A 24,265-nucleotide genomic window follows, 5' to 3' on the forward strand; every position below is an offset into this window, starting at 1 on the left:
ATTCCCAGCTTTTCCGGAACGAAACCGAGCAAAACCGTTACTGGGCGGGAGGTTGCGGGCGGGCTTGCCCGAGCAGGGCCGAGATCCGCACGTCCGGGGTCACGACGTCGGGGTCGGTGCGCACGTCGATGACGCACGGCCGCTGCCGCACGAGCGCGCTAGCGATGATGGGCTCGAGCTCTTCCCGATCGTCCACGGTGTACCCGGCCGCGCCGAGCCCACGCGCCCACGAGGCGAAATCGGTCAGCGGGATGGACACCCCGGTGAGCCGGCCGTAGGTGCGGGCCTGGTGCATCGCGAGCGCGCCGTGCACGCCGTTCTGGAAGACGACGACCATCACCGGCGCCCGGTACCGGACGGCCGTTTCGATCTCCTGGCCGGTCATGAGGGTGCCGGCGTCCCCGACCATGGCCACGACGGTCCGCCGCGGCTCGGCCAGCTTCGCCGCCACGGCGGCCGGCACGGCGTAGCCCATGGCGGCGTTGCTCGGGCCGAGCTGGCTGCGCGGCGCCGTGAAGCACCAGTAGCGGTGCATGAACTGCGCGAAGTTGCCCGCATCGCTGGTTACGATGGTGTCCTCGGGCGCGAGCTTCCGCAGCGCGCGGACGACGTCGACCGGGTGCACCCGGGTGTTCCCGCTGGTGTCGGGCGGCGTCATGAAGGTGTGGACGGCCGCGTTCGCCGCCGAAGCCCGCCGCGTCCGCGGCGACGCCACCTCCCGCAGCTCCCGCAGGAACGGCTCGACCTCGGAGTCGACGCGGAAGGTGAGCCCCCGCCGCTTCGGGCTGACATCGATGCCGGTGCCGACCATGACCAGCGTCTGCTGGGGGGTCGGGTAGCGGTAGGCCTGGGTCGTGACTTCGTCGAGCTGGGTGCCGAGCGCGAGCACCAGGTCCGCGCGCTCGAGCGCGTCCAGCTGCCGGGCCGGGATGCCGAGCCCCAGGTGACCGGCGTAGCGGGCGTGGTTCTCCGGGAAGGCGTCCTGCCGCCGGAAGGCGTTGTAGACGGGCAGCGCGAGCTCGTCGGCGACGGCGATCAGCTCGTCCCGCGCCGACCGCGCCCGCCCGCCGACGATGACCACGGGGTATTTCGCCTCGTCCACCAGCTGCGCCACGGCGTCAGCCGAACGGCCCAGCGTCCCGGAAGCCGGCGGCCGCACCCGCGCCATCGGCTTCGCCGCGTCGTAGGGCATCCCCCAGATGTCGCAGGGCACGCCGAGCACGACCGGCCCCGGGCGCCCTTCCTGCGACGTCGTCAGCGCGTGCGCGAGCAGCCCCGGCAGCCCGTCCGGGTCCGTCACCCGCACCGTCGACTTGGCGATCGACTCGAACATGGCCGTCAGGTCCGACGTCGGCAGCTCACCGGACGACGAAGGCACCGGCTCGGTCGCCGGCGTCTCGAGCAGGACGACCATCGGCGTCTCGTCCTGGTACGCCGTTTGGACGCCGATGGCCAGGCTCGCCGCACTCGGTCCCCGGCTGGCGAGCAGCACGGCGGGCCGTTCGGTGAGCTTCCCCTCGGCCTCCGCCATGAACGCCGCACCCGCGTCGTGCCGCGCCGAGACCAGCGTGATCTCCCGCTCGCGTTGCAGGGCGTCGAGCAGTTCCAGGAAGGACTCACCGACCACCGCGTACACGCGGCGGACACGCGCCTCGGTCAGGATCCGCACGGCCGTCTGGGCGACGGTCGCTCCCAGTTGGTATCTAATGAGGAGAGCTTAGGCGGGCACCGTTCAGTGCAGTCAAGTGATCTTCACCGAATCCGGACAAGGATAGGCCGAATGTCCGCTTTGACCGACTGGTAGCCGATCAGGGGAGCGAGGACCGCAGACTTGGCCGCGACCGAACATGAAACTGTTTTTACTTATGGTGCCCCGGCGTTGAAGTACGGCACCGGAGCCAGCGACGAGATCGGCTACGACCTGACCCAGTACGGCGCGCACCGCGTGCTCGTCGTGACGGATCCCCAGGTGGCCGCGACCGGCTGGCCCCGCCGCATCGCCGACGGCATCGCCGGCTACGGCATCGAGACCGAGATCTTCGACGGCGTACACGTCGAACCCACCGATGTCAGCATGCAGAAGGCGGTTGACTTCGCGCGCGGAACAGGTCCGTACGACGCCTTCGTCGCCGTCGGCGGCGGGTCCGCCATCGACACCGCCAAGGCGGCGAACCTCCTGACGAGCAACGACGGCGACTTGATGGACTACGTCAACGCGCCCGTCGGCGGCGGCCGCGCACCGGCCCGCCCGCTGAAGCCGCTGGTCGCGGTGCCCACCACCACCGGCACGGGCTCCGAGAGCACCACGGTCTGCGTCTTGGACGTGTTGTCGCTGCGCGTCAAGAGCGGGATCAGCCACCTGCGGCTGCGCCCGACCCTGGCCGTCGTCGACCCGCGGCTCACCGTCAGCCAGCCACCCGGCGTGACGGCCGCCAGCGGCATGGACATCCTGTGTCACGCCGCGGAGAGCTACACGGCCAAGCCGTACACCGAGTTCGAGCGCAAGCGCCCGGAGCAGCGCGTGCCGTACTGCGGCTCGAACCCGCTGGCCGACATGTTCGCCGAGCAGTCGCTGCGCCTGCTGTCGTGGGCCCTCCCGGCTGCGGTGCGCGACGGTTCCGACCTCAAGGCCCGCGAGGCGATGGCCCTGGCCGCGACGTTCGCCGGGCTCGGCTTCGGCAACGCCGGCGTGCACATCCCGCACGCGAACGCCTACCCGATCGCCGGCCAGGTCCGGGATTTCCACCCGGACGGCTACCCGGGCGAAGAGCCCATGGTCCCGCACGGCATGGCCGTCTCGCTGACCGCGCCCGCCGCGTTCCGCTTCACCTTCGACGCGGCACCGGACCGCCACCTGCGCGTCGCGCGCCTGCTGGCACCCGACTTCGAGTGGCCCGGCGACTTCGCCGACCACCTGCCCGCGGTGCTGATCGACCTGATGCGCCAGATCGGCATCCCGGACGGCATCGGTGCCGTCGGCTACACGGAGTCCGATGTGGACTCCCTCGTCGAGGGAACGCTCAAGCAGCAGCGCTTGCTGGCCACCGCGCCCCGCGAGGCCTCCGCGGACGACCTGTCGGACATCCTGCGCGAGTCGGTGTCGCTGTGGTGAGCGGCTACCCGCACTGGCAGACGGTCCCGTTGCGCTGGAAGGACAACGACGTCTACGGGCACGTCAACAACGTCGTCCACTACTCGCTGATGGACACCGTGATCAACACGTGGCTCATCGAGCAGGGCGGCCTCGACATCGAAGCCGGGGCGGTGATCGGGCTGTGCGTCGAGTCGCACTGCGGGTATCACTCATCGGTGTCCTTTCCTGGTTCGCTGCGGGTCGGGTTGCGGGTGGCGCACCTCGGGAAGTCGAGCGTCCGCTACGAGATCGGGATGTACGCAGCCGACGAGTCCTTGGTCGCGGAAGGGCATTTCGTGCACGTCTTCGTGGACCGCGAGTCCCGCCGGCCGACACCACTCGTCGGCAAGCTGCGCGAGGCATTGGAAGCACTGCAACCCGGATGACGTGCACCGCCGCCGTATCACCTCCCTTTCCCGGCGGCCCCGATTCCGGGCTGTGTTGATCCCACGCTTCCGATGATGCATGACGGCACCGACAACTCCGGCCGATCGGCCGGAGTTGTCCACAACCAACCCGAACACGGCGAGTTGTCCACAGATTCGCATCGAGGGGTTCCGCACCCCCTCGACCGCGATAAGCTGGAAAGCGCATGAGATCGGTCCACAGTGGACGAGCTGTTTCCTCACCGGATCGGCTAGTAACACGGATGGCGGCCTAGGAGTCATTCCGGTTGCGGCGGCAGAGTGGTGAGCCGACGGCTCGAGAGTGGTCCCAAGCCCGTCGCCGGAAGGCGTCCCTGCGACGGGCGCGGCACCCGGCACAGAAGTGGACCAAAGGCAAGATGGTGGTCGCGCGTCCGCTTTCGGGGCGCCCCGGGAGCGGACGCGCCACCGCCCAGGTGGCCAGAGTGGGATTGTGGTCGTCGCCGGAAGGCGCCCCGCCGACGACCGCAACCCACCGCAGAAGGCCTCCAGTGGTCGCGGGCCCGTCGCCGGAAGGCGCCCCGCCGATGGGCCCGCGCCACTACCGAGGCAGTCAGCAGAAGCCCCACCCAGGGATCCGCGCCACCACAGGCAGCCGCCCGAAGCCCCTCACGGCGGTGGGCGGCGAGCCGGCCGGCCTCGATCCATGAAGCGCTGCTGCGAGCTTGTGCGCGATCTGCAGGACAGAAGGCCGCCTACGTCACCGGCCTGCTGCAGCCTGCCGGGGCTGCCCACACCGGCCGTCGTGGCGGCCAGCCTCAGCGGTCGGTGGTCGGAGAAGAGGGCTTGCCACCCAAGAAGGGCAACACCTCTTTGCCGTCGAAGAGCGAAGCGAGAGAAAGGAGGATCCCCGCGCCACCCGTCTTGACGTCCATCGAGAGGCGCAGCAACCGGTTGCCCGGGAAGGCGAGACCGCCCTTGTACGGCATCGCGTACCAGGCCAGCCACGCCAGGTGGCGGTCGATCGCCGCCGCGCGGCTTGGGTGGTGTGCGTCCGGGCTCGCGGCCAGCGCCACCGCCAGCCCGCACCGGCCGTTGAGCAGGCCTGGCTCGGCGACGAACTCCGCGAGGCACGCGTCCCTCAAGGCGGGGATGCTGTCGCCGGCCTCCGCGTCCGGGCGGTGCCGGGCCAGCTGCTCGGCGACCAGGAGAATGCCGGCACTGCCGACGCCGGCGTAGGGCAACGTGCGGGTTGCGCCGTCGCGGACCTGCAACGAGCCGTCGTCGGCCTCGATGCATTCCTCGAGGTCACGGCACAGCGCCTGGTCCGCGAACGACAGCCAGGCCGGCTCGCCGGTACGTTCGAAGAGCCGGAGGAACAGCAGCGCCGGCCCGGCCCAGCCGGACAGCAGGCCGGCCCGGGCCGATTTCCCGGGCGGCGCCGCGGTCTCCAGCGCCTCGGCCAGCCGGACGGCCGTGGTCAGCGCCTGGCGGCCGAACTCGTTGTCCTGGCGGACCGTCGCGAAGTGCAGCAAGGTCAGCCCGATGCCGGCCAGGCCGCTCTCCAGGGAGTGGTCGGTCGTCTGCTCGACGAGCCGCGCGGAGGATGCCAGGAGCTTGCCGGCCTCGTCGTGATGGCCGAAGTTCTCCAGCACGTAGGCGATGCCGGAGCTGCCGTCGTAGAAGCCGGGGCGGGTCGGCGGCTCACGGCGGACCGCGTCGATCAACCAGTGTTCGTGCTCGGGGAAGCGGCCGGCACCGGCGACGTCGAGCGCGTGCAGCACGCCGGCGGCGCCGACGCCGAAACACGCACCGCCGACGCGGAACTGTTCGATGTCGCCGGGGAACAGCCGATCTTGGCGGGCGGGGGTGGCGCTGGCCAGGATCGCCTCGGCGATCTGCTTGCGGACCAGCGGCCAGTCCGGTTTGTCGTGGTCGAGCTCGGTGTGGACCGGTGCCGGCTCCGCGGGAGCTTCACGCGGGGCCAGCACCGCGACTGCGGCGTCGGCGTACCCCTCGGGCAGGGAGAACCGGCGGTCGACGAAGTCGGCGATGCGACGGAGCTTGTCCGGCGCGAGCTCGGCCAGGGGCCACAGCGGCAGGAACAGCCACAGCCGCAACGCGGCGAGCGCGTGCTCGTCGATCGCGAAACCGCTGCGGTCGGCCGGAGTGCGGAATCCGGGCGTGCCCGGGCACGGGCGGTCGGCGGACTCGGCGTCGAACGCCGTCCCGAAGCTGGTCAGGGAGATGCGGTCGTCGTGGTCCTCGTCGATCAGGATGTTGCGGGGGTGCAGGCCGCCCAGGACGAGACCGCGGGCGTGGATCTCCGCGATCGTCTTCTCCACGCCCGCGACGATCTCCAGTGCTCGCCGGACGTAGGCGGCGAGGTCGACGGTCGTCGAATTGCTGCTGGTCAGGGGGTAGTTGCGGCTCAGCCAACCAGCCAGCGAAGTGCCCGGCAGGTACTCCGTGACCAGGTAGTTGCGCTCCGCGACGGTGAACCGCTCGACGACCCGCGGAACGCCCGGGATCCCGGCGAGCCGGCCGAGCACTTCGTGCTCTCGGTGCAGCCGTTCGACGGCGTCGATCCGCGACTCGTCGAGGCCCGCGTGCGGGCGGGCCTCCTTGACGACGACCTGGTCGCCGCCCGCCTTGGCGTCGGCGAGCTTGGGGTGGGCGAGGTAGCTGCCGCCGCCGGTCGAAACGCGCAGTGGCCTCGCCGTCCGGTAAGGGAACTGGGCCCGGGCACCGGCATTGCGCGCGGCGATGCTGCTGCGCAAACAGGCCGGGATCTTGACCCACTCGGGCACGGAGAAGGCCGGGTCACGCTTCTCGGGTACGAGCCGGCCGTCTGGCTTGCGGACCGCTGGAACGCGATTGCCGTTGTGCTCGACCCACTGTTCGACGAATCCTCCGTAACGCACGTAGAGGGGGCCGTCGCCGTACCGCAAGGCGTTCGGAATGTCCGGGCCGTGCTCACCCTCCAGCCGCGTCGACAGGTCGGCGAGTACGAGCTCGAGTTCGTGGTGGTCGACCGGGTAAATGGTCGCCAGCTCGGCTGCGCTCTCCGCGGCAGCGTATTTCGAATTCCGTGCGAGCAAAGTCAGCAGCGAGCGCAGGTGCCGGTAAGTGACCATGTGCTCGGCACAGGACTCGTACACCTGCGCCAGCACCCGGCTCGCGTTGTCCAGTCCGGCCGAGACCCGGATCTGCCAGCCTTGCGCGGGAAGCACGAGACCTTGAGGCTGCACCACGCGCCACCCGCCGCGATCGGTGGTCACCCAACCGGTGTCCGGCACCGGCAGCGCCGCGGTGAAATCTTCGACCGGCGCACCGTTTTCCCGCTGTTCGTCGTAGAACAACCGGTCGGCGAAGCAAAACGCTTCGTAGCGCAGGTCCATCCGTGATACCCCTCTGTGCGAGCGCCCGGGCATCGACGTCGCAGCCCCGGCGCGAGCATTATTCCCCCATGCCGAACAGCTCTGGGCCAATCCGCCAACCCGGCGGTTCAGCTGGGCTATCCGAGGTAGGCAAAAAGGGCGCCTACCGACCGGTATCCGAACCCAGGGTAATTTTGTCCAGTCCGACCACCACACCATAGTGGTGTAACGCGAAGACCTTTCCCCAGGTCCACCAGTGGATCACGCCGAATACCCCGCCGAATTGGCGGAATGCCATCAACACCTTTCGGTGATCAACTTTCCCGGTAGGCGCCGTTCGCGTCGGCGATACTGAGGCAGCAGGGCCACCGTGGTGGTCCGCGCCACGCCCGTGGCACCTCGGCACACGGGCCCGCAGGTACCACGGAGTAAGTTGACCGCGGCGGACCGGAAGGAGGAACGGGTGATCTTCGGATTCGCCGTGACGGTCGCCGTGGCTGCCACGCTCGTCGCGCTCTGGAGCTTCGTCCAGTCGGCTCGGAACCGGCTTCCGGACAACCCGCTCCTGATCGCGCTCGCGATCGTCGAGCTGCTGCTGGTCGTGCAGCTGGTGATCGGGATCGTGCTGCTCGCCGGCGGGGACCGCCCCGGCAGCCTGGCGACCTACCTGGCCTACCTGATCGGCTGCCTGGTCGTGCTGCCCGTCGGCGCCGCCTGGGCGCTGGCCGAGCGCAGCCGGTCGAGCACCGCCGTGCTCGGCATCGCCTGCCTGGCCATCCCGGTGATGGTGCTGCGACTGAACGAGGTGTGGAGTGGCGCAACAGCGTAGGACGGCCAGCGGCCCCGGGCGGGTGCTCGTCGCCGTGTACGCGATCTTCGCGCTGGCCGCGACGTCGCGAGCCGGCGTCCAGATCGGCACGAAGTTCCACGAAGCCCCGCTCGCCTACCTGCTCTCGGCGTTCGCCGCGGTCGTCTACATCGTCGCGACGATCGCGCTGGCCCGCCGCGGCGACGGCTGGTGGCGCGTGGCCCTCGTCGCCTGCTCGATCGAACTGCTGGGCGTCCTGACCATCGGCACGCTGAGCCTCGTCGACGCCGCCGCCTTCCGGCACCCGACCGTCTGGTCTGTCTACGGCGAGGGCTACCTGTTCATCCCCCTGGTGCTGCCGGTCGTCGGCCTGTACTGGCTGCGGAAGACCGCCCCGGCGAAGATCGCCGCCTGAGCCCCGACGCGCCCGCGCGCGGAACAGTACGGGAACTGCACGTAGCCCACTCCGGGAAATAAATACGGATTCGACCGGCGACTTTCGTCGGTTCCGGACATTCGCCTGAAACTCGGACACTCATCGAGTTCGGTCCCCACCGGCTTTCCCCACGCGGTTCTCCCCCGCGTGAAAAGGAGTGAGCGTGAAATTCGGCAAGTTCGTCCTGCTGGCCGCGAGCACCGCACTGGCCGTCGTCGGCCTCGGCGGTCCGGCGTCCGCCGACACCACCCCGCAGGCCCAGCCGTCGATCATCGGCGGCAGCACCGCCACCAGCGGTCCCTGGGCCGCCCGGCTGTTCGTCAACGGCCAGCAGAACTGCACCGCGACGATCATCGCCCCGCAGTACATCCTCACCGCCAAGCACTGCGTCAGCAGCTCCGGCACCTACACGTTCCGCATCGGCAGCCTGGACCAGTCCAGCGGCGGGACGATGGCCACCGGCTCCACCATCACGCGCTACCCCGGTTCCGCCGACCTGGCGATCGTCCGGCTCACCACCTCGGTGAACGCCACCTACTCGCCCCTCGGCAGCGTCGGTGACGTCTCGGTCGGCCAGAACGTCTCCGTCTACGGCTGGGGCGCGACCAGCCAGTGCGGCTCCGAGATCAACTGCCAGTCGCGGTACCTGAAGGTCGCGACCGTGCGGGTGAACTCGATCAGCTGCAGCGACTACGCCGGCGGCGTCGCCGTCTGCGCGAACCGCGTCAACGGCATCACCGCCGGCGGCGACTCCGGTGGCCCGATGTTCGCCTCCGGCCGGCAGGTCGGCGTCGCCTCGACCAGCGACCGGGTGAACAACACCGCCTACACCAACATCACGCGTTATCGCAGCTGGATTTCGCAGGTGGCGGGCGTCTGATTTCCGCCAGGAAAGGGCCCGGCCGCGAAAGGCCGGGCCCTTTTCCGCGGGACAACGTCAGGACGTCGAAATGTCGTCCAGCTGTTCCGCGGCCGGCCGCACCGGGTACAGGTCTCCGCCCGGCTCCACCGGCACCCGCGGCAAGGCCGTCCGCGCGGCGCGATCACCCGCGTCGGCCGCCGCGTGCAGGACGTCCAGCGCCGCGTACGGCCGGAAGTCCAGCTCGGGGTACGGCCACGCCGGCTGTCCCTGCGTGGCTCCCGGGATCAGGAAGTCGACGGCGGCGAACAGCGTCGCCCCGTTCGGCGCCGTGTAGTGCCACAGGTCGACGCCGACGTGCTTGCCGATCTGCGCGAGGCGGGTCAACGCGACGAGGTTGAACGCCGAGTAGTGCCAGCTGCGCGTCCGGCTCGTCTCCTGCGGCTGCAGGCCGCCGGCCTGGATCTGCGCCGCGATGCGGCCAGGACCGGCGTCGCGCGCGATGGTCGCGGCCAGCTCCCGCTGCCCGGTGCCCAGGGCGAGCGAGGCGACGAGCATGTCGTAGAAGCTGCCGTGGTTGTTCTGGGCCTTCGCTTCGTCGGTCCCGTTCTTGCTGGTGCGCAGCCAGTCCAGGAACTGCGAGTACCAGCCGGTCATGCCGGCCTGGTCGGTCTTCGTCCAGCCGGGAGCACCGGTGGCCAGGATCGCGGTGGCGTCGACGACCTGGCTCAACGTGTACGAGAACTCGATGATGCCGATGCCGCGGCCGTCCACCTTGCACGGGATGCCCTGGGCGAAGTTCATGTTCGGGTTCATCTTCGTGGCCGCGTCGAGGAACCACGTGCGCAGGTCGAGCGCCGCGCGCTGGGCGTACCGCGCGTCCCCGGTGTAGTACCAGGCGAGCGCGAGCCGGTAGATCGCGGCGAACGCCTCACCGCGGTAGGCGTGGTCGGTGATCTCGTCGACGATCGGGTTGCGCTGGCCGTCACGCTGCACGAACGGGCAGCCCCAGGGGTTTTCGGCGGTCGGCTGCGTGGTCGGCCACCAGTAGGGCGCCAGGCTGAGGTAGTCGTGCTTGTCCCCGCTGGGCGGGACCTGTTTCTTCGACGTGACGCTCCACGGCCCCGCCGTGAGGTCGGTTCTCGCCGCGGTGAGCAGGTTGTCCAGCGCGGTGCGTGACGTCTTTTCGCCGACGAGAGCGGCGAACTTGGTGCGAAGCAGCTGTTTGCCGTCGAGGACGGTGGTCGCGGGTGCGCACACCGGCCCGATGACCGGGACGGTGCAGCCGGTGGGCCGCGGCGCGGCCTCGGCCGGCACAGCGGAAGAAGCGACGAGGCCGAGCGCGGCGAGCGCGGCCACGACGGTGTGGCGGAAAACCATGTCCGCTCCATTCACAAATATGAACATCAGACCTGTGAGTGAATGGAGGGTACGCATGTGAACACGCTCTGGGCAATGCCCGGTTCAGACCACCCAGTCAGTCGGTGAAGTCACGCGGCCGGAAGAAGGCGACGAGCCGGGCGGTCCGGAGGGCGTCCCACGGGTCCGTGGTCGCGAGCACGGCCGCGGCGCCGGCGGGGAACTTGGCCTGGACCGCCGAGGTCTCGTCCCCGTGCCCGGCCAGGTGCAGGGTCAGGTCGCTGACTCCGGGTTCGTGCCCCACGAGCGCCAGCGTGGTGACGTCGGACGGCGTCCGGCGGGCGGCGTTCAAGAACTCGGGGACGTCGGCGCCGTAGAGCTCGTCGTCGTACTCGACGGGCGGCGGCGCGGGGAGTTCGTCGCTCACGCGCAGCCACGTTTCCCGGGTGCGACGCGCGGTGGAGCAGACGGCCAGCTCGGGCACGTGCCCCTCCGCCGCCAGCCACCGGCCGAGCCGGGGCGCGTCACGGAGGCCGCGCGGGGCCAGGGGCCGCTCGTGGTCGGGCAGGCCTTCGGACCAGTCCGACTTCGCGTGCCGGACAACGATGAGCCACCGGGTCGCGTCCATGCCCGTCACCCTAACGGCGAAGGGGCGCTAAAGCGGATCGCTTCAGGGCCCCGGTTCCCGTTCAGCGACCCGCCACCGGGCAGCCCGGACACCGAGGTGGGCGCCTCGGATCGCTGACGCCGGCGTGATTGACCCGATAGGGTGGCCCCCGACCGAAGTCGATCTAGGAAATCTGGGGTGGTCAGCATGGGGAAAATCCGGCGTCTGGCAACGATAGCGACCGGTGTCGTGGCGGGGGTGGCATTGGCAGCCGGATCGGCTTCGGCGGGGACAGCTTCGGTGGACCTTCCCGAAGGGATGACCGCCAGCTACCTCGTCGTGGACCAGGAGACCGGCGCCGCCTTCGGCTCCGACGAGCACAAGCAGTACCGCTCGGCCTCACTCGTCAAGCTGTTCATCGCCCTCGACTACCTCGAATCGCACGGCCCCGACTACCAGATCCCGGCCGACGACCTGGCGCTGCTCGAACCGATGCTGCGCTCGAGCAACGACGACGCCGCCAGCACGCTGTGGGTGCGCGACGGCTGGGACGAGATCGTCAAGCGGATGGTCGTCAAGCTCGGTCTCACCGACACCGCGCCGCCCACCTCCCGCGGCAAGTGGGGCTACACCGCGATCAGCGCCGCGGACATCGTCCGGACCTACCAGTACATCGAGCAGGAGGCGAACCCGAGGTACCGCGCCTTCATCATGGGCAACCTGGCGCAGTCGACCAAGTGCGGTTCGGACGGGTTCGACCAGTCGTTCGGCCTCCCGAGCGCGATCTTCGAGCCGATGGCGGTCAAGCAGGGCTGGTCCGGTTTCGGGGCCGCGCCGGCCCCCGGCCAGGAATGCCACGAGACCGACGCCAGGGTCCTCCGCAGGCTGAGCTCCCCGGAGGTCAGGGCGGCCACCGCGGTCGCGTCCAGCGGCGAGGGCACGACCGGCGCCGTCCAGGGCATCGACCTGACCAGCCGCGCCATGCACACGAGCGGCACGGTGAGCTCGGGCAGCGGCAAGATCGTCGTGGTGCTGACGCTGGAGCCGACCACGTTGTCCTGGCAGGACTCCGCCACGCGGATCACGGACCTGACCCGCGAGGTCTACGCCCAGTCGGCGCTCTGAGAATTCGGGCGGCGCCTGCCGCCACAACGAAATGCCCGCCTCGCGCTTGCGAGGCGGGCATTTCGTTGATAAGGCTATCGGATTCGCCTGATCCCTCCGTCGTATGGCAACTCGTCTTCGAAGTCGCACGACGCCACGGCCGCGTAGTCAGTTCCCCATAGGATCTCCAGGAGACGACTGGTCAACCCGACAACTTCGGCTTGATCGACTCCGTCCGGCGATTCGAGTTCGACCAGGACCGGCCATCGCACGAAGTCGTCACCGGACTGATCCAACGGAAGGCGGTCGACACCCAGGCCGACCGACAAAGCGCCGACGACGGCATCGACAGAGTCTGCTTGGACGTAGAGCTTGCAGAACTCATACGACTTCTCGGACATCACTTCGGGACCTCGATGAACGGAGGATTGGCGAACTCGTCGCCGATTTTCACGATGGACAGGTCCAGCCGACCTGCCACAGCACCGATGAGAGCGACAGCCAAGACTCTTCTTCAGTGTCACAAAGAGAATTCTGCCGCACAGCATCGCTCCCATCGGGACCTACTCGGTCACGGCTCATCCCCTTCTCGAGGTCTCTCAAGCACACCTAACGCCTCCCTCGCGGCGTGTACGACTGAAGCCCAGCCCGGCGCACGAAGATAGTCCTCGTCGGAAAGCTCGGTGCCCATATCCTCGAACAGTGCATCAATTGCTGACGCCAACTTGCGCATCGCATTCGCCTCCTCCACCGAGCGAAGGTAGACACCGACTGCACGCTCAGGATCTTCGAGCACCTGCGTATCGTCATAGAGAACATGAATGCGGTGAGTGAACTCGTCGTAGTGTCCCGGCGGCAACTCACGACGAACCCAGGCGGACCATTGATACTCGGGTTCCGCAAGAGCCTTCACGGCCCGCACAATTTCATTTCTCATGTCGGGAAATTGAATACTTATCATGGCCTATCCCAAGACCTCCACTGCTGCCATTCACTCAGCGGAATGTGCGCATTAGTAGGATCTTGATCGATGGCACCACTGATGGGTCTGCCATCACGCCCGACAACTTTGCCATTTACCCTAACAATCACGTGATCCACCTGCTGACTTGGAAATGGCGAGTTTGGATTCCCTTGGTCGATTCTAACCCCGTTGCCTTGATTTTTCGGGTCTTGCCAGCGGAAACCAACGCCCTTCTTGTTCGGATTGCCGGCACCCCAGCTTTCCGGCAGCTTCCCCCCGGTTTCGGGAAACCATTCACCGCAGTTGTGAACCAGTACCGGCGCAGAACCGGCAAGTACATAGTAGGTGTGGATGTTGTCGACCGTGAGGTTGTAAGTCCGGTCGGATGCAGTGTAACGACGCACGGACCCGACGGCGATCGGAGCACCGCCGGGCGTGGCGAGCTGGTCGCCGACATGCAAGTCGGCGGCGTCCTTCCAACCATGGATCGTCACTTCCCAGAAGGGGTGGTGTGCCGTCGTGGCGATGGTCTTCAGGCCATCCGATGTCAGGACTGCGATGTCAACGAAGTCACGGTCGTCGTCGGTTACGTGCAGCGCCGTCACGACGTGACGCTGCACGACACTGTCATCAGGTACGGCGTTCTCGACTTCGTCACCGACCTCGACCTGCGCGATCGGCTTGGTGCTCCCATCCGCCATGAGCACCGGAGTAGAGCCGGCGAAACTGTTCGGGCACCCCGTGCGCGAGCTCAGTGGCGTCCTCATCGAACTGCCGTCGGCGGCAGCCGTGGCGCCGGCGGTCTCCTCGCCCACCGCCCCGGCGGCCGACCCTAATCCCATCGCGCCGAGCATCAGCAGACTGGTCAAGTTGTCCATGACCATGTCGTCGAAGTTCTTCTCGTGCACACACTCGTCGTAGTGCTCGACGCAGTACGTCGCCGCGATCACCTTGGCGCCGGCGGTGTCCTCGCCGTGTTCGAGGAGGTAGATCCACGCCAGCCGACAGCCGCGCTGGCCGTAACACGCCATCTCGTCGCCGGTACCGGTGGCTGTGTTCCAGAACGGCCGCGGCCCGTCGATCTGCTGTGCAAGCGACGACCAGAGACTGATCAGGCGTTGAGGATCGTTGGTGACCGGGGAGTACTTCTTGATGTGCCCCCGAACGACCTCGCGTTGCTTGCTGCAGGCGGAGCCGCGTTTGCAGCCGCTGTTGGCGGCGATGTGGCGGAAGCTGTCGATCGACTGCTGGCTGTACCCCCGCTGCTTCATGAAGTACGCGCGGTTGTCGACGTAGTTCGGGTCCGACATCGCCTCGCCGGTCCCGCACAGCACCCCGTCGGGACCGCACGCCGCCCCCCACATCAACCCGAGCGGGTCGCTGAACGAGATCGGGCTGTTGTTGCTGTAGCTGTAGGCGTTCAGTGCCTGCGGGTTGCCCGTGTCCAGCATCGGGTCCGCGGTGAGGAACCGGCCGGACAGCGGGTCGTAGTCGCGCGCGCCCAGGTGGGTGAGGCCGGTCGTGTTCTGGTAGCCGCCGACGAAGCCGTGTTTGTCCGGCCAGGTCGACGGTGGTGTTCCGCGGCTGGTGCCGTACGGGTCCTGCCAGCGCTTGGTCACCTTGAGCTGGCTGCCGGCGTCCACGGTCGCGTACGTCGTGCCCTGGTGGTCGGACAGCTTCCAGCTCAGCACACCCGACGACGCCCGGGTCGCGATGACCTGGCCGTTGTAGCTGTAGAACCGCGTGCCCGAGGCAAAACTGCCGCCGGTGGGGACGAACAGCTCCATGTCCCCGACCGAGAGCGTCGTTCCGGAGGGATCCTTGGTGATCAGCAGGTTGCCGTCGGCGTCGTAGAGGTAGCTGCTATCCCCTCCGTTGGCCTCCTTCGCCGTCGCGACACGGCCCTCGGCGTCGTAGGTGAACGTCTGCGCCGCACCCGCCGGGCCGCGCGACTCCGTGCTTCCGGTCTTCGTGTAGCCGTAGCTCGTCTGGGTTGTCCCCGACGGCCCGGTGGTCGTGACGGCCTCGACAGCGTGCGGCCGTGAAGCACCCGGGGCGGGGTAGGTCGAGGCCGTCGTGATGTCGCCGGTCGTGGTGTGCTGGACCTGGGTCTTGCGGTTGCCGGTGTCGTCGAAGGTCCAGGACGTCCAGTACGGCGCCACACCGTCGATCCCCGCCGTCGTCGGCTGGGCCGCGCAGTCCCCTGAGGACGGCGTCCACGCTTCGGTGAGCCGCTGCAGGTAGTCCTGGCGGAAGCACTGGACGTCGGCCTTCGAACCCGGCGGGGTGTCGGCGATCTTCGTGAGGTTGCCGACCTGGTTGTAGGTGTAGACGCGGTTGGCGATCCAGTAGTCCGACGACGTCGAGCGCTGCGCCTGCACCGTCGCCAGCTGGTTGGTGCCGTCGGTGTAGGTGTTGGTCACCGAGACTTGGTAGGGGCTGGCGTCGTCGTTGAAGTTGGTCCGCAGCACCTGTCCCAGCGGGTTGTACGTCGTCTGGGAGACCAAAGTCGTGCCGCCCCCCGAACCATTGCCCGCCAGCATGGTCTTCGGGGCACCGTTGTCGTAATAGGCGAACGACAGCTCCTCGGGAGGCAGACCGCCCTTCTCCGGGGTGTTCATGGTGCGCACGGCGCCGGAGTTGGGGTCGTAGGTGATCCCGAACTGGTAGCTGCCGGAGAGACCTTTGTCCCCGGACGGGATGGTGACCTTGCTGCCGGTGGGCCGCCCGGCGGTGTCGTAGCCGGTGGTCTCCTTGGTGTAGGCCTTGGTGCCGACGTAACGGGTGGAGCTGGTCAGCTGCCCGGGCAGCAACGTGTCGTAGGTCCACCCGGCGATCTTCGTGCCCGTCAGCGCCGGGCCGTCGTACTCGGCGGTCTTGCGGCTGAGGTTGTCGTAGGTGTAGCTGATCACCCGGCTGCGGGCGTCGGTGGTGGTCAGCAGCCGGCCGGCGGCGTCGTAGGTGTAGGTCGTGCGGCCGGTGTCCGGGTCGGTTGAGGCGGTCTTGCGGTCCTTCAGGTCGTACTCGAAGGTCCAGACGTTCTTGCCGGTCGTGTCGGTGATCGTGGCCTGCTTGCCGCTGCGGGTATAGGTGTAGGTCGTGGTGTCGGCCGGGGAACCCGGGGTGTACTTCGCCGGGTCCTTGTACTGCAGCAGCTGGACGGTCTGCCCGAGCCCGTTGGTGATGGTGGTCGACGCGGTCCCCCCGGCCGGCGGGATCGTGGTCGTGCGGTCGCCGTCGGGGATGGTCGTGGTCCGCCACTGCTCGACCGCGTGCAGCAGATAGGCGCTGCTCCGCGGGCTGCCCGCGCTGTCGAACGTCGCCAACGTGGTGTTCGGCACCGACGCGTCATCGGCGACGTACAGCGTCGACGACGGCGCCGCGCTGTTCCAGTAGGCGTTGTGCGTCTTGTACGTCCGGCCCTGGGAGTCGTAGAAGGTGTCGGTGATGATCCGGCCCGGGCCGTCGTCGGTACGCGGCGCCTGGGTCTGGATCGTGCGGCCGAGACCGTCCACGAGGGTGTACGAGGTGGCGTACTGCCCGTTCGCGAGCAGGGTCTGGGTGGTGACGTTGCTGACGCCGCCGGTGTTGCGGACGCTGTAGCTGTAGACGACGTCCGCCGGCGCGTTCGCCGCCTTGCTGTGCCCGGGTTTCCACACCGACAGGACGCGGCCGAGGGCATCCTGGGTGGCGTCGGTGCGCAGCCCGCTGGCGTCCTTGCTCGCCACCGTGATGCCGGAGACCGGGTCGAGGTACTTGGTCGAGGTGAACTTCGGTGCTCCGGCGGCCGCGGTGACCGGGGGTGTGGTCGTGTCGACCTGGGTGACCGGGCCACCCTCGGCCGGGGTGTAGGCCGTCGTGCTGGTCAACCCCAGCGCGTCGGTGGCGCTGACCGCCCGGCCGTACTTGTCGTACACCGTCGTCGCGGCCGGCGACTTGATCTTCTCCGTGCCGCCGGCGGGCCAGTCGTCGAGGCTGTCGATCTGGGTGATGTTGCCTTCGCTGGGCGCCGCGCCGAAGGCCTGCTTGTCGTAGTAGGTCCGGGTGTCGCTGATGATGTTGCCGGGCCCGGGCGGGTTGGCCTTGTCGTCGCAGGCGCCGGAGATCTTCTGCACCTGGCTGGAGAAGTTCAGCAGCCAGGTGGTGGTGTTCTCCAGATAGGTCGTGAGGGTGCAGCTGGTCTGCTTGGGGTCGCTCGTGTCGCCCTCGGTCTGCACCGCGGTCGCCAGCCCGTACTTGCCGTGGGTGGTGTGCGTGCGCGACACCCGCCACGTGCTCGTCGTGTCCAGCCAGGTCCGGGTCCGGGTCGTGTCGGTGCCGGTGTAAGCCGCGGTGCGCCCGTCGGCGTCGGTCGCGGTCGGATCGGACACCCACGGCTCGGTCAGGCTGCCCCCGACGACCTGGCCGTCGCGGTAGGTGACGGTCTCGCGGGTGAAGCCGGCGGACTCCTTGCGGTCGGTGACCGATTCGTGCCAGTTCGGGCTGGTGACCGTCGCGCCTTCCATCCCGCGCAGGTAGTACGTCTCCGTGGTCACCGGCGGCCCGGAGGGGTCACCGCCCGCCGGGCCGAGCCCGGTGGTCGTCTTGACGTCGCCGTAGCCGCGCCACTGCGACCACGTCCGGTACTTCGGATCGGAGAACGGGTCATCGTCGTAGTGCCAGGCCGCGCCGCCGAGGAAGTCGTAGTGCGTCACCTTCTGCTGCGGCTGCTGCGTGGTGTTGGCGTCTTCGATGACGTCGGTGACCCGGAACTTGTTGAAGTAGTCCAGCACCGGATCCGTCGCACCCGGCGGGTTCCAGTACACCGGATAACACGACAGCGTGTTGCCCTTCAAGTTCGCCGGATCCGGCATCGGACCGCCGGGCTTGCACTCGGGATCGGCGTACTTGACCGAGGTCAGCCCGCCCTGCGGGGTGGTGATGGCGTCGATCCGGTTGCGGGTCAGCGCGGTGTACTGGGTACTGGCGTTGACCCGGTTGGCCATCGACTTCGCGTGGAACGTCGTCGGAGGCAGCGTGATCGCCGCACCCACGGTGTTCGGGCTCGAAATCCGGCCCGTCTCCGTGATCGAATCCAGCCACAACGCCGTCTTGTTCCCGTCCGTGGTCGGCGGGAACGACTGCGCCAGCGCCCACTCACGAACCGGCTTCCACCCCGCGCCACCATCGGACACCAACGTCGTGATCTTGGTGTAACGCTTGCGCGAGAAGAACGACGGCGAATTGTAGACACACACCGCACCCGACGCGCAGATCGTCTCCGACGGCACGTCCGGCCACGACGTCGCCGTCCCCGAGTTCAACTGCCCGGGGTCACACGTGATCGCGCCACTGGGGAAGCACCGTTCGGCCGTGTCGAACAGCACCTGCGCGGGTGCGTGGCTGAAGGTGTCGGCGACCTTGGTGTTGAACCCGTACTCGATCTTCTGCAGGTAACCGCCGCGGGTGTATTGCGTGCCGGGGTTGTTGGCGGTCGAGGCGTTGCGGTTGAGCCCGTAGAAGTTCGTCTCGGGCTGGTAGTAGTACGCGATCGCGTTACCGTGCGGATCGACGACGTAGTCGAGGTTCCACCGCCACGCCCGGTTGCACCACGACGCCGCGTAGGTCGTGGCGTTGCACGGCTCGATACTGTTGTTGCCGAACACCGGCGCGGTCCAGGTCGACTGGGTTTCCGGCTTGCCCGTAGCCCAGCCGGGCAGGTGGTTCAGGCCGAAGAAGTACTGGACACCGTCCGGTGTGGTGACCTTCCAGTACTCGCCGAACTTGTCGCCGTTGGCGCCCCCGGTCAGGCGTTCGACCCGGGTGCCGTCATCGTCCTTCGGGTGCCACGTCTGGGTGTTCTTGTCCAAGATCAGGTCACCGTTGGCACCGGCGAAGGAAATCGTGGCGTTGTCGTTGTACCAGCACAGATCACCGGTCTTGGTCTGCCCGTTGTTGCCACCCAAGTCCTGGCTGCAGCTCTTGTAACGACGTTCGATGAACCCGCCACCCGACAGGCTCCACCCGTCACCGACACCCGAAGCCTGGTTGTTCGTCGCCGACGTCAGCCCGTCCACCGAACTCGAGGAATAGTTCAAGCTGACCGAAGGAGCGGTTCCACCCAACGCAGCGGGCACGCCGATCGGATACGAGTAGTCGAAGTCCGCTGACGAACCCCCTGCCGACCACGAACCGGCCGGTTTCAGGTCGGTCGCGCCGAAGTCACCGCCACCGCTCTTGGTGTCGGCTTCCGCGGCCACCAGCATCGAACTCGTCGCCTGTTGCGCATCGGCCGAGACGTGCCGGGTCTTGGTGTTGTTGTCCGAGGCCAACGGCCTACCGACGTGACATTCCGGCTTGTCCGGCGTCGTCAGCAGACACGACGGGTACTGCACCAGGTGCAGGCGACCACCGAAGTCACCACCGTAGGCGTCACCGAACGCCCGGTAGTCGACGTCGACGTTCACCGGCCCGCTCGTGTCCCCGGCCACCGGCTCCACCTTGACCAGCACACCCTTGATCCCGGTCTTCGCCGTCGTGGCCTGATCGAGGGTGCTGATCCGCACCTTGCCCGGGGCATGAGCAGCGTCGGCACGGGACCGGGCCACCGCGACGGCCTGACCGGCAGGCACCTTCGCCGCGGCCGCGGCCGCGGGAAGGTCGACCTCGGCGGTGGCCGCCGCCGGCCAGCTGACCTTCGCCGGAGCGCCCGACCCGGCCGCAGCCACGGGTTTCGCGCGGAAACCGCCGTCGACACCGTTGACCGAGCTGGTCTGCTGCAGCGGCGGCAGGTCCCAGCCCAGCCCGTGCCAGCCACCGGCCGCCGCTTCCGCCGCCGCGGTCTGCGCCGAACCCAGCAGCACGACGGCCAGGCCCAGGGCCAAAGCCCGTCTGCTCCTGGTGAAGCGCACAAAGCCACGCGAGTGAGTCATCTCTGCCTACCTAAAGTGTGGTGGGCGCTCGACGCGCCGAAGCCGGTGCTAGTGGGTGACGCCGAAGAGGTCGCCGGGATCGTCGGCCCGCTTGTCGAAGCTCATGGCGGTGCCCCGGAGTCCGGCATAGACCCGCACGCCCGCCAGGCCGCCGTACCAGGTGTCGCTGCGCCGTCCCGTCCACACGCCGTGGCCGAGAACGAGACCGCTGGAGTCCCGGGCCACGACGCCACCACCGTCGGGCGTGTTGACGTAGAAGTTCTGCTTCTTCCCGTTCACGTAGAGCGCCATGTAGCCGGTCGCGACGTCGTAGGTGGCGACCAGGTGCGTCCACGTGTTGTCGGCCGCGTCGGCGTCGCTCAACACGATCCGGCTGTCGTTGCCGGTCGCGGACGGGGAAATCAGAAAGCTCCACTTGCCGTGCTGGGCACCCGATGCGTCGGCCCACGGCCGGTAGCCGAGCAGCAGTGGCGAGAACTGGGTGTCGATCGTGCCGACGACGGCACGGGGAGAGGGGTCGAGCGGACCGTTCACGGAGGCGTCCGCCGCGGTCCAGGTGTGCTTGACCCAGGCTTCGACCGTGAAGGACTTGTCGGTCCGCAGGTTCGCGGGCTTGGTGGTCGCGACTTCGCCGCCGCTGACGGTGAACTGCGCCGCACACCCCGTCGGGTTCCCGGCGGCGTCGGTGTCCGTGCCGAGGGATACCCCGCCCGACGGCGTGCCCGCGCTTTGGGTGACGGTGTCGACGTACCGCAGGCCGTTCAGCGCGGCGATCTGGTCGTCGGTGAGCGTGTGCGCCCAGATCCGGCCCTGGTCGAGCAGGCCCTTGAACAGGTTCTTCGCCCCGGGCTCGGCGCCGAGCAGCAGCGGCCCGTTCGCCGTCCACGCCGCGGCCACCGAAGCATCGGCTTCGCGTTTTCCGTTCACCGCGAGCCGCAGGCGTGACGTGGTCTTGTCGAAGGTCGCCGTGAGCAGGGTCCAGGCCCCCGCCTGGGGAACGGACGTACCGGTCGCCCAGGTCATCGCCGTGGTCGCGGTATCGGCCGGGGACATCCCGAACGCCCAGCGGTTCGCGGCCTTGTCGTAGCGCAGGACGAAGTTCGCGCCGGCGCTGCCGGCCTGGGACAGGACGGTGTAGCCGGCGTTGAGATCAGTGGGATTGACCCACGCCGACACGGTGAACGACTCCGCGGTGTTCACCACCGGGCCGGGAGTGGTGCCGTAGCCGGTGGCGCCGTCGAGCTGCAGCCCACCGCCGTCGTGGCCCGGTACCCAGCCATAACCGCCGGTGAGGGTGACGGAGTTGCCGTAGCCGGTGCTGTCGGTGGCGGTGTTCCCGCTGGTCTGCCCGAGCGTCCAGCTCGCTTGCAGCGACGGGACGTGCGAGGTCGCGGAGATCAGCTCCGGCCCGCACCCCTCGGCCAGGGCGTAGTTCGCAAGGGGGACGGCCACGCCGGCCAGGTCGTGGACCTCCGGCCCGGACAGGGCCCGCTGCCACACCTGCAGGTCGTCGAGCGACCCGTGGAAGAAGTCCGTGCGGGCCCCGGCCCACTTCGCCGCGCCCAGCACGGCCGGCCCGGTCGCGGCCCAGGGCTGGGCGATCACCGTGCTCTGCTTCGCGCCGTCGACGTAGAGCGTCGCGAGGTGGGTCGACGCGTCGTACGTTCCCGCCACGTGCGTCCACACCCCGATTTGGGGTGGGGCGCCCGAGAAGGCCCAGACCGATCCCGGCGCGGCCGAATCCCCGGTCGAGACGCGCATCGCCCAGGCGTTGTTTTCCTTGTTGTACTGCAGCGCGATCGCCATCACCTGGGTCCCGTCCTGGGCGAGGACGGTCTGCGAATGCGTGGTGTCGGTGAGCTTCGCCCAGGCCGCCACCGTGAACGACTTCGACGGGTCGAGCACCTGATCGCCGGTCTGGGCGTAGCCGCTGGTGCCGTCGAGGTCGATCGCGCCCTTCACACCGTCGCTGTAGCCGCTGGTGTCCGGGTGGGTCCAGCTGGTGCCGTGGTTGTAGCCCGCCCCTCGGGTGACACCACCGGACGTGGTGGCCGGGTGCGTGGGCAGGGTCGCGTTGCCCGGTGTCGACGAAGCGGCGTCGACCAGAGTGGTGCCGGACGGTTCGTCGGCGCCCCACGCGGCGACCAGGTTCTTGCCCGGGGTGAGCGGCTGGACGTGGTAGGAGCAGGACGGGCCGTCCAACGCCGGGTTGGATTCGGCGAGCACCACGCAGGTGGCGTTCGGGCTGGGCATGCCGGCCTTGTTGACCGACTTGACCTTGATCAGGTTTTGGTTGCCGTTGGCCGCCACCACCTTGATCGCCGTCGTGGCGACCATCTTCCCGCTGCCATCGACACCCTGGGTGGCCGGCGCGGTCGGTGAGCCCTGGGTCTGGGGCTCGGAACCGTCGGTGGTGTAGATGAAGTGGTCGATGTCGTAGAAGTTCTCGGTGGCCATGCCGGTCCACACGTCGAACTCCACCGCGTCACCCTGGACCTTCGGGTCGGTCGAGGACGCCATCGCCAGCACCGGTGGCGCCGGGACCTTGGTGTCCACGACGAACTCGCAGTTGCCGACCCAGTTCGACCACAGCTCACCGTCGTAGGCCTGCATCGACCAGTTGTAGATGCCGTCTTCGTTGATCCACCCCGAAGGGACCGCGGCCAGCTGCGCGGTCGCCTTCTGGTTCGGGCCGGCCGTGCCCACCGGAACGAGGTTCGCGGCGTTCTCGTGGATGTAGACGTTGTGGCCGAGCGCGCCGTAGGCGAGGGCGAACTTGCCGTAGACGGTGCCACCGTCCGGATCGGACAGCCGCCCCGCGATCTGCGGCGTCTTCGTGTAGACCCACGGCCGGTTCGCCCCCGACGTGCAGGGCAGCGTCCCGTTCTGCATCGACAGGCTCGCCGGCGGGTTCGGGTAGGAGTCGAAGTTCACCGCGAAGTAGGGGTTCAGGTCGAACCGCCGCCACGCCGCCATTCCGTCGCCCTCGTTGGCGGCCGCGAGCACGAACCACGTGCTCTGCCAACGGTTCGCCGCCGCGTCCTGCGCTGCCCGGGTGGCGTTGAACTGGCCCGCCACGCCCGGCGTGTCGTTGCAGTTCGCGACGTTCATCGTCGACACCTGGTAACCCCAGCCCGGCTGCGCAGCCCACGTCGTGTCGGGTGAGGCGGCGTTCGACAACCACAACCCGGTCGGCTTCGCGGTGTCACTGCATTTGGCACTGTGCTGGATCGTGGTGTTCAGCGTCGCGCTGTGCACCACCGTGCCACCCAGCCGCGCGGAGTTCATCTGGATGTAGGACCGGGACGTCCCGGCGGAGTCGAAGTTCTCGTAGCCGGCCTTCAGGTTCGACAGGTCTCCGCCCGTGGCGTTCCAGTTGTGCGCGTCCCGGAACCCGGACTGGACCACCACGTGCGCCTGGATCCCGCACGAGTCGCACCAGCTGTCCGGATCGAGCAGGACCGGGTACCGGGTGGCCGGGTCGTTCAGGAACGCCTGGTCCGGGGTGATGGTCACCTTGTCGCTGGTCAGAGCGACGTCCATCACGGCTTCGCGACGGCCGCCGCCCTCGCCGAGCTCCCGCTCGGCGGCCGAGCCGTCACCGGAGGAGTCCCACATCCGCGAGGCGTCCCCGGAGAACATGACCTGCCCGGCCGCGTCCTTGACCTCGAGCCCGTCGGTCGGTGCGGCCTGCGCGGGAGTGCCCCGGCCCTCCCCTTCCGCAACGCTGACGGTGGTGTTGCGCGTGTGGAGACCGAACGGGATCTCCCGCAGCTTGGGGTTCTTCGCCGCTTCCGGCGTCTTGATGACCAAGTTTTCCGTGAAGCCTTGAGGAACTGCTTTCACGGTCAGGTCGACGCCGGGAAGCACTTCCGGGTAAGTGGCGGTGTCGCCATCGAGCGTCGGCACCGGCAGATCGTTCGACCATTTCAGGCCGACTTCTTTGTTGTCCTGCCCGGCTTGCACAATGGGTTTCGCCGCGGACCCGGCGCCGCCGGGGTTGAGCTTGACGTCGATCGTGATGGCCTTCGGCCCCACGGTGCCGTCATCCCGCCGCACCAGCGTGGTGTCGATCGGCGTCCACGTGCCGGCCTGCTTGACCCGCACGGGGTGGACGTACTGCGTCATCGTCCACGAGCCATCCGGGTTGGCCGTGGTCAGCGACGTTTCGGTGGTCTCCGACGTCACCTCGACCGGCTTGTTCCCCTGCCGCGCATAGGCGGCGGCGGTGACCTCGTCCGGAGCCGCGTCCGGGACGGTGGGGCCGGCCGCATGGGCTGTCGCGTACGTCGTGACAGTGCCGGCAGCAACCGCTACACAGACCAAAAAAGCGCGCGAA

At 68.6% G+C, this 24,265-nt stretch carries 14 protein-coding genes; 6 read left to right on the plus strand and 8 right to left on the minus strand.

Annotation, left to right across the window (positions count from 1 at the left end):
* Positions 1-37: 37 nt before the first annotated feature.
* A complete protein-coding gene (locus tag IE317_RS20580) occupies positions 38-1,696 on the minus strand; it encodes a thiamine pyrophosphate-binding protein (RefSeq protein WP_191312572.1) in 1,659 nt (552 codons plus the stop codon).
* A 183-nt stretch (positions 1,697-1,879) separates the two neighbouring features.
* Here IE317_RS20580 and IE317_RS20585 point away from each other — a divergent pair, with 183 nt between their 5' ends.
* A complete protein-coding gene (locus IE317_RS20585; protein ID WP_444859543.1) occupies positions 1,880-3,112 on the plus strand; it encodes a hydroxyacid-oxoacid transhydrogenase in 1,233 nt (410 codons plus the stop codon).
* Positions 3,106-3,519, plus strand: coding sequence for an acyl-CoA thioesterase (locus tag IE317_RS20590; protein WP_191312445.1), 414 nt, complete (start codon positions 3,106-3,108; stop codon positions 3,517-3,519). Before IE317_RS20585 ends, IE317_RS20590 begins: the two co-directional genes overlap by 7 nt.
* 797 nt (positions 3,520-4,316) lie before the next feature.
* On the opposite strand, the gene lanKC is transcribed toward IE317_RS20590, so the two are convergent.
* Positions 4,317-6,899, minus strand: coding sequence for a class III lanthionine synthetase LanKC (gene lanKC, locus IE317_RS20595; protein ID WP_191312447.1), 2,583 nt, complete (start codon positions 6,897-6,899; stop codon positions 4,317-4,319).
* A gap of 442 nt (positions 6,900-7,341) precedes the next feature.
* Between lanKC and IE317_RS20600 the strand changes: the two genes are divergently transcribed.
* The 3 genes from IE317_RS20600 to IE317_RS20610 all read left to right on the plus strand — a co-directional run bounded on the left by IE317_RS20600 (position 7,342) and on the right by IE317_RS20610 (position 9,002).
* Positions 7,342-7,707, plus strand: a complete 366-nt coding sequence (locus IE317_RS20600; protein WP_191312449.1) for a hypothetical protein — start codon at positions 7,342-7,344, stop codon at positions 7,705-7,707.
* A 22-nt stretch (positions 7,708-7,729) separates the two neighbouring features.
* Positions 7,730-8,101 carry a hypothetical protein gene (locus IE317_RS20605; RefSeq protein ID WP_229902821.1) on the plus strand — a complete coding sequence of 124 codons (372 nt, stop codon included), beginning with the start codon at positions 7,730-7,732 and terminating at the stop codon, positions 8,099-8,101.
* Between the two features lie 226 nt (positions 8,102-8,327).
* Positions 8,328-9,002, plus strand: a complete 675-nt coding sequence (locus tag IE317_RS20610) for a S1 family peptidase (protein ID WP_373309085.1) — start codon at positions 8,328-8,330, stop codon at positions 9,000-9,002.
* A gap of 57 nt (positions 9,003-9,059) precedes the next feature.
* Here the strand turns inward: IE317_RS20610 and IE317_RS20615 are convergent, their stop codons facing one another.
* Together IE317_RS20615 and IE317_RS20620 are read right to left on the minus strand one after the other, a co-directional pair.
* On the minus strand, positions 9,060-10,361 hold the full coding sequence (locus IE317_RS20615) for an alginate lyase family protein (RefSeq protein ID WP_191312455.1): 1,302 nt from the start codon (positions 10,359-10,361) through the stop codon (positions 9,060-9,062).
* Positions 10,362-10,458: 97 nt separating this feature from the next.
* Positions 10,459-10,968 (minus strand): SixA phosphatase family protein, encoded by a 510-nt coding sequence (locus IE317_RS20620; RefSeq protein WP_191312457.1) that lies wholly within the window; start codon positions 10,966-10,968, stop codon positions 10,459-10,461.
* A gap of 279 nt (positions 10,969-11,247) precedes the next feature.
* Between IE317_RS20620 and IE317_RS20625 the strand changes: the two genes are divergently transcribed.
* Entirely contained in the window at positions 11,248-12,072 is an 825-nt protein-coding gene (locus IE317_RS20625; protein WP_229902814.1) for a hypothetical protein, read from the plus strand.
* 74 nt (positions 12,073-12,146) lie between these two features.
* Here IE317_RS20625 and IE317_RS20630 read toward each other — a convergent pair whose 3' ends face one another.
* From IE317_RS20630 to IE317_RS20645, 4 genes are all read right to left on the minus strand, one after another.
* The gene (locus tag IE317_RS20630; protein ID WP_191312461.1) at positions 12,147-12,452 is read right to left on the minus strand and encodes a hypothetical protein; all 306 of its coding nucleotides are present in this window, start codon (positions 12,450-12,452) and stop codon (positions 12,147-12,149) included.
* A 170-nt stretch (positions 12,453-12,622) separates the two neighbouring features.
* Positions 12,623-13,012, minus strand: coding sequence for an SCO4402 family protein (locus tag IE317_RS20635; protein WP_229902815.1), 390 nt, complete (start codon positions 13,010-13,012; stop codon positions 12,623-12,625).
* Entirely contained in the window at positions 13,009-19,878 is a 6,870-nt protein-coding gene (locus IE317_RS20640; RefSeq protein ID WP_229902816.1) for an RHS repeat-associated core domain-containing protein, read from the minus strand. The genes IE317_RS20635 and IE317_RS20640 overlap by 4 nt, the downstream gene beginning before the upstream one ends.
* Positions 19,879-19,974: 96 nt before the next feature.
* Positions 19,975-24,114 (minus strand): LamG domain-containing protein, encoded by a 4,140-nt coding sequence (locus IE317_RS20645; protein ID WP_229902817.1) that lies wholly within the window; start codon positions 24,112-24,114, stop codon positions 19,975-19,977.
* Between the last annotated feature and the right edge of the window lie 151 nt (positions 24,115-24,265).

The organism is Amycolatopsis bullii (assembly GCF_014654205.1).
Lineage (GTDB): Bacteria > Actinomycetota > Actinomycetes > Mycobacteriales > Pseudonocardiaceae > Amycolatopsis > Amycolatopsis plumensis.